This window comes from Psychrobacter sp. M9-54-1 (genome assembly GCF_016613355.1).
Lineage (GTDB): Bacteria > Pseudomonadota > Gammaproteobacteria > Pseudomonadales > Moraxellaceae > Psychrobacter > Psychrobacter faecalis.
Genome location: NZ_JADGFW010000036.1, coordinates 1 through 6,373, shown reverse-complemented (window position 1 = coordinate 6,373; position 6,373 = coordinate 1). Strand labels below are relative to the sequence as shown.

Genomic DNA, 6,373 nt, shown 5'->3' with positions numbered 1-6,373 from the left:
GTTACAATGTGGCTTATCCCGAACTGGGGTTATAAATAACGATACTATTAATGTAAACTAATCACAAAAAGTATTTTACTAACATATTACAGTAACCAAAGTAGCTAAAAAGCGTCTAATCATAAGGACATTGTTTAATGAATGCCTCGCTAAATAAATGGATTTTATTACCAAGTATCGTCTCTCTAATGGCACTTGCGCTCAGCGGCTGCGAAGAAGAGGACGTGTTTTTTGGCGTAGGCAGTAGCAATAATATAACGCTAACGAGATTTGCTGATAGCTATGACAGTAAAGCCAATGCGACTGCGATTGCGCGCATCGATGAAACCTACCGTACCGGTAATTATGAGATTAAAACCAGAAATCTTGTCAATAACTACAGCAATCAAAGTTTAAATACTTTAGACAAAACGGTACTAGCCGATAAGTTCGAAGGACGATTGGAACACAAAAATATTGAAGTCAGTGGGCGCACGGTCAAACGACCTATTTATGAAAAAAACAGCAATAACAAGTTCAATTATCAAACCACTTATAAAACCTTAGATTTATCAGATGTGAAAGCGGATAGTTATAATGCAGGCGTTACGTTAAGCGACAGTCGCGGCATTATGACGGCCTTAAATCACTATTCTAAGCTGCCAACCAATTTAGCGTTTCCAGCTGGCTCGGTTTGCTATATTCCCGTTGTCAGCAGCGAGCGCGCATTTTTAGCCTTTAACGAAAAAGACAACACAGGATACTCGTCGCTTGATAAATGGATTGAAGCAGCCGAAGCGCGTTTTAGTGATGATAGAAAGCCTAGAACTACCAAGGTTGGTTATGGCGTAGATAACAAGCAACAAGCGGCGCAAGTGATGTTTTTTGAATATAAAGACCAACCGGCTTATCAGTACAACGGGGTTGAATATAGTAAAGATATTTATGAAGCGGATTATATCGCCGAAGGCAGTAGCAATCCAAATACCAACAGTTTTCGCGGTGTGGTCGATTGTACGATTGTCAATGATGTCGCCGCTGACTTTTTAGAAAGAGAAATCAAGCGTTATTATTAAAGCTAAGAGCGCCTAACGCTTAAAGGTTTTTAAAATTTAAAAATATCCGCACTCTCTACTTAGTTAATAGAGAGTGTTTTTTATGCGCTAATTCTGCAACCAAACGCTAAATCCGCTACAATACGCCCATTATTTATCCTATTTATTTAGCGTGATTTCTAAATCACACAACCGTTGAAGCCGAAATTATGAGCGTAGATCCAAAGAAATTAAGCAAAGAAGTCGCCAAACGCCGCACCTTTGCCATTATCTCGCATCCCGATGCGGGTAAGACCACCATGACCGAAAAGTTACTGCTATGGGGGCAGGCGATTCAGGTGGTTGGTGAAGTAAAAGGCCGCAAAACTGACCGTCATGCGACATCTGATTGGATGAGTATGGAGCAGGAGCGTGGTATCTCTATCACCACCTCGGTCATGCAGTTTCCTTATAAAGACCATATGGTCAACCTGCTAGACACCCCGGGTCACGCCGACTTTAGTGAAGATACGTATCGTACTCTGACCGCGGTAGACAGTGCGCTAATGATGGTCGATGGCGCAAAAGGTGTCGAAGAACGGACCATCAAGCTGATGGAAGTTTGCCGGATGCGTGATACGCCCATCATCTCATTCGTCAATAAACTTGACCGTCAGATTCGCGAGCCGCTTGAGCTACTCAGTGAAATTGAAGCAGTATTAAAGATTAAATGTATTCCGGTCACGTGGCCGATTGGTATGGGGCAAGATTTCGTTGGGGTTTATCATTTAACCGAAAATAAAACTTACCTATATGAAAAGGGTCATGGCGGCGAGATGACCGTCTCTGAGACGCGCGAAGGTTATGATTATCCTGATATCCGTGAGCGCTTGGGCAAGCTGATGTTTGATTCTTTTGAAGAGTCGCTTGAGCTGGTACAAATGGCGCTCGAAGACTTTGAAGTCGAGGCGTTTTTAAAAGGTGAGATGACGCCTGTATTGTTCGGGACGGCGCTAGGTAACTTTGGCGTCAACATGGTACTTGATACCTTGATTAAATATGCACCGCCGCCAAAATCGCATCCGACCAATGAGCGCGAAGTCGCCGCAACCGAAACCGAATTTAGCGGTTTTGTGTTTAAGATTCAGGCTAATATGGATCCGCGTCACCGTGACCGTATTGCTTTTTTGCGCGTGTGCTCTGGCAAGTACGAAAAAGGCATGAAAATGAAGCACGTGCGCTTGGGTAAAGACGTGCGTATTGCCGATGCTTTGACGTTTTTAGCAGGCGACCGCGAAGCGTTAGAAGAAGCCTATCCTGGTGATATCATTGGCTTGCACAATCACGGGACGATTTCGATTGGCGACAGCTTTACCGAAGGCGAAGAATTAAACTTTACCGGCATTCCGCACTTTGCTCCTGAATTGTTCCGCCGTGTGGTGCTAAAAGACCCGCTTAAATCAAAAGCGCTGCAAAAAGGTTTACAGCAGTTGAGCGAAGAGGGTGCAACGCAGGTCTTTATGCCGCAGATTAATAACGATTTAATCTTAGGTGCAGTCGGTGTGCTACAGTTTGAAGTGGTCGCCCATCGTCTTAAAGAAGAGTACAAAGTACAATGTATCTTTGAGCCGGTATCGATTGCGACGGTACGCTGGATTCATTGTGATGATGAAGTGGCACTGGCGAAATTTAAGAAAAAAGCCCATGACCAATTATCGATAGATGGTGGCGGGTATTTGACTTATCTTGCGCCATCACGGGTGAACTTGCAGCTGATGCAAGACCGCTATCCTGAGATTACTTTTAGCAATACGCGCGAGCATTAAAATCGGAATTTTAATCTTTATACTTACATTTTAAAAGACACGCTATCGTGTCTTTTTTATTACGAAAAATTTTGTCGCAGTCAAATATAAGCACGCGCCTCAACATTAAGTACTCAAAAACACAAACAGTGCGCCTACAATACGGCGTAATAGTTACGGTAGAATATCAATAAACCTTATTTGTACGTGAAAGAGTCTATATGAAATCTACAACTGACATTCATAACAATAACTCAAAATTTACTCAACCATTCCCATCTCAGCGCATCGTGGGACGTCTGCTTACGTTGCTAAGTAGTGGCTTATTACTTGGGGCGTTAAGCCTATCAGCGCAGGCGAGTAGCTTGATTAGTAATAGCAAATATTTAGAATATGAGTTGCCGAAAAAAATACAGGAAAAATGCACAGCGCGTGATAATTGCCCAGATATTGAGGTGAAATACCTTAAGACCAATCATGCTTGGATAAATACGCTTGCCAATGCGCGTATTGATAATTTAGTGGTAAATAGCAAGCCAACGGAGTCCGCGCCTATCACCAAGCAGAGTAGCCCAGCCGAGGTCAAAGCTGCCATCGACGGTTTTGTTAGCGCGCAGTTTGCTGATTTACCCAAAGACAGTATTTTTGTTTATAGCTTAATGGTGACGCCTGAATACTTGGGTCATGTGAATGATTTTGAGCTGTTTGAAATAAACTCTTATGTCTTCACTGGTGGCGCTCATGGTATGCCATATAGCGAGTATTTGATATTTGACCAAAAAACTCAGAAACAAATTCAGTTAGCAGATATGCTACAGCCCAACAAAAAATCAAAATTTAAAGCTTTAGCTTATGATGCTTATAAAGATTGGGTAAAAACGGTCGATGAAGATGCTGTAAGCTATGAGAAAAACTGGCCATTTACCTTAAGTGAGAACGTAACCTTGACTGATAAAGGGATCGATATTCGTTATCAACATTATGCTATCGGCCCCTACGCATACGGTATGCCCGTACTGAGTATTCCTTACAACAAGCTTGGCGGTATTATAAAACCTCGCTTTATACCTAAATAATGTCAACAATAATTTTAGCCAGTATGAAGATAATTGTATAAGAACAGCCATTTATAGAAAGTTATTAGATAAAAATAGCCATTGAATATTTTATAAAAATAAGGAGTGATACCATGACAAACCATACAGAAAATGCCCATACACCTGTGACGACAGAGGATGCAACTTGGCAACTTAATGCCCTGACCGAAGCGTTAGGCGATCTGACCTTGAGCGTCAGTGACAGCCTGTCTGTTGGGCGCGGTAGCGATAATGACGTGGTACTCGGCAGCAAGCAAGTGTCGCGCAATCACGCTGTTTTGAGCGTGTTAAATGGGGAGCTATACGTTAAGGACTTAGAGTCATCGAACGGCACTTTTGTCAATGAGCAGCGGATTGAGGGCAATAAATCTCAGCGCCTTAATGCTAATGATACGCTAGGCTTTGCAAGTTTTAACTTTCAGGTAATTGCGCCTGTTGCTGTGGCCTTGGATAATGAACAAGCTGTTCCAGCTGTGTCGGATAAGCCAGTATTAAGCACGAACGCTGTTACGTCTACTGAATCGACACCAGCCGCGGCCGAATCTGCCGTTGTAGCGCCAGTCGTTAGCGAAGCAGCAGATAAAAAGCCAACAATTGAAGAAACTAGTATTCAAGAACCCATCGTTAAAGAAACTGTTGCTGCAGAGCCTGTAATTAACGAGCCTATAATCAACGAACCTATTGCCAAAGAGCCAGTCATCAAAGAAACTGGAATCGATGAGGTATTGTCAGTAGCTGATAATAATGAACCATCAACTTCAACTAGCACACCAGTTGTCGATGAACCAGCACCGAGCGCGGTTCGTCAAGCTCAATATGACACCGATGCGGCAGCGCATGATAAGACCACGACGACCACCTTGCAAGAAGAAGCGGATCCTGATGTCCTACGCGCTAAGCAAGCCGCTACCGCCCAGTTTTCAGGCACGGCCAATTTGGGTCAGCCGCGCGACCTTGGTACAACAGGTAATAATGCCATGGATCAAGCGCTTAATAATCCTGCCAATGCGGGACAAGCCGAGAAAAAACCGAGTGGTGGCTGGTTTATCTGGGTATTTATTGCTATTTTAATCATTGGCCTCGCGCTATGGTTGTTTAATAAAGGCAGCATGTAAGAGTTCTATCTTTATAAACTAAACGGCATTCTCAAAGAAATAAAGCAGTTGCTCGCTTATAAAAATGATGAATTTCATAAAAAACTATGCAATTTTTATAAAGCCATGCAATAAAGGCGGGCAGCTTATACTTTAAAGGATGTCTCATCAATTTAGCTTTAAAAATAGCGGCAAATTTAAGTTAGAAAAAATAGCAATACAATCAAGTGTTTGACAGCTTTTATGAAAATAAAGCTAAAAAAAATGAAAAAGGGCTTGCGTCTAGCAAAATATTTGATAGAATAGCCACCACTTTGAGAGAACAAGCCGACTTAGCTCAGTTGGTAGAGCAACTGACTTGTAATCAGTAGGTCGCCAGTTCGATCCCGGCAGTCGGCACCATCTCTTTCAAAGTCGCTTTTTATGAATTTACTTTCAATTGAAGTGATTTATATCAAGCAATCTAGGTGGGATTGGGGAGCGGTCAAACCCAACAGACTGTAAATCTGTCGCGAAAGCTTCGAAGGTTCGAATCCTTCTCCCACCACCATATTTGTTTTAAGTATGTCCTAGCGCCAAGCATACTCTTTATCTTGTACGACTCTTAATTAGAGTCAAATAATATAAGAGTAAATGCGGGTGTGGTATAATGGTAACACCTTAGCCTTCCAAGCTAATGACGCGGGTTCGATTCCCGCCACCCGCTCCATATATGCACCTTCGCAGCAACTATCAAACATCACGACAGTCGGTTATTAGCTGTATCGTGATATTTTTTTTAGTACAACCCATAGGTTGGCTACTGTAGTTTTTAAAAGCATGCTCATATAGCTCAGCGGTAGAGCACTCCCTTGGTAAGGGAGAGGTCTTGAGTTCAATTCTCAATATGAGCTCCATTTATTGTTCAAGCCTTGTCTATATGCTTTACTATTTTGATAAAGCATCACATTTCGACAAGACAATGTATATTACAAAATATTGTAGCAATATCGAATTATAAAATATTGAAAATTATAAATAGAGTGTGGCAGTTAATCATTTAAAGGTGACACTAAGGTGTTGCCTTTTAGTGCTGTCAGTAGGTTTATAAATCTAATTTTTAGCAATATCTATAAAAAGCTGTTTTGTCAATGCGCGCAAGCAACTAGCACAATATGCAAGCGATTGAAAAACAAGTATAATGCCCATATATAAACATGTGATTAAGCTAGTAAGCATCTTGAATACATTCATTTTAGTAGCTAAACCATAGCGTCAACGGTTTGATGGTTATTACGCATCATAAGCCGTCAAACAGCTATTTACCGATCTTTGATTGTTAAAGATTCATCAATAAAGAGGAAATACCCATGGCAAAGGCCAAG

General features: G+C 41.8%; 4 protein-coding genes and 4 tRNA genes. All 8 read left to right on the top strand.

Annotated features, from left to right (window positions below):
• The first annotated feature begins 137 nt into the window (after positions 1-137).
• The 8 genes from IQ457_RS11935 (at position 138) to IQ457_RS11900 (ending at position 5,905) form a co-directional block, all read left to right on the top strand.
• Entirely contained in the window at positions 138-1,055 is a 918-nt protein-coding gene (locus IQ457_RS11935; protein WP_200663512.1) for a hypothetical protein, read from the top strand.
• Positions 1,056-1,243: 188 nt separating this feature from the next.
• A complete protein-coding gene (locus IQ457_RS11930; RefSeq protein WP_144298043.1) occupies positions 1,244-2,839 on the top strand; it encodes a peptide chain release factor 3 in 1,596 nt (531 codons plus the stop codon).
• 200 nt (positions 2,840-3,039) lie between these two features.
• Complete coding sequence (locus IQ457_RS11925) at positions 3,040-3,894, top strand: RsiV family protein (RefSeq protein WP_200663510.1); 855 nt, start codon at positions 3,040-3,042, stop codon at positions 3,892-3,894.
• 113 nt (positions 3,895-4,007) lie between these two features.
• Positions 4,008-5,030 carry an FHA domain-containing protein gene (locus IQ457_RS11920; RefSeq protein ID WP_200663508.1) on the top strand — a complete coding sequence of 341 codons (1,023 nt, stop codon included), beginning with the start codon at positions 4,008-4,010 and terminating at the stop codon, positions 5,028-5,030.
• 305 nt (positions 5,031-5,335) lie between these two features.
• A tRNA-Thr gene (locus IQ457_RS11915) sits at positions 5,336-5,411 on the top strand.
• 64 nt (positions 5,412-5,475) lie between these two features.
• Positions 5,476-5,559 (top strand) — tRNA-Tyr (locus IQ457_RS11910).
• Positions 5,560-5,644: 85 nt separating this feature from the next.
• Positions 5,645-5,718, top strand: a tRNA-Gly gene (locus IQ457_RS11905).
• 112 nt (positions 5,719-5,830) lie between these two features.
• Positions 5,831-5,905, top strand: a tRNA-Thr gene (locus IQ457_RS11900).
• Positions 5,906-6,373 lie beyond the last annotated feature (468 nt).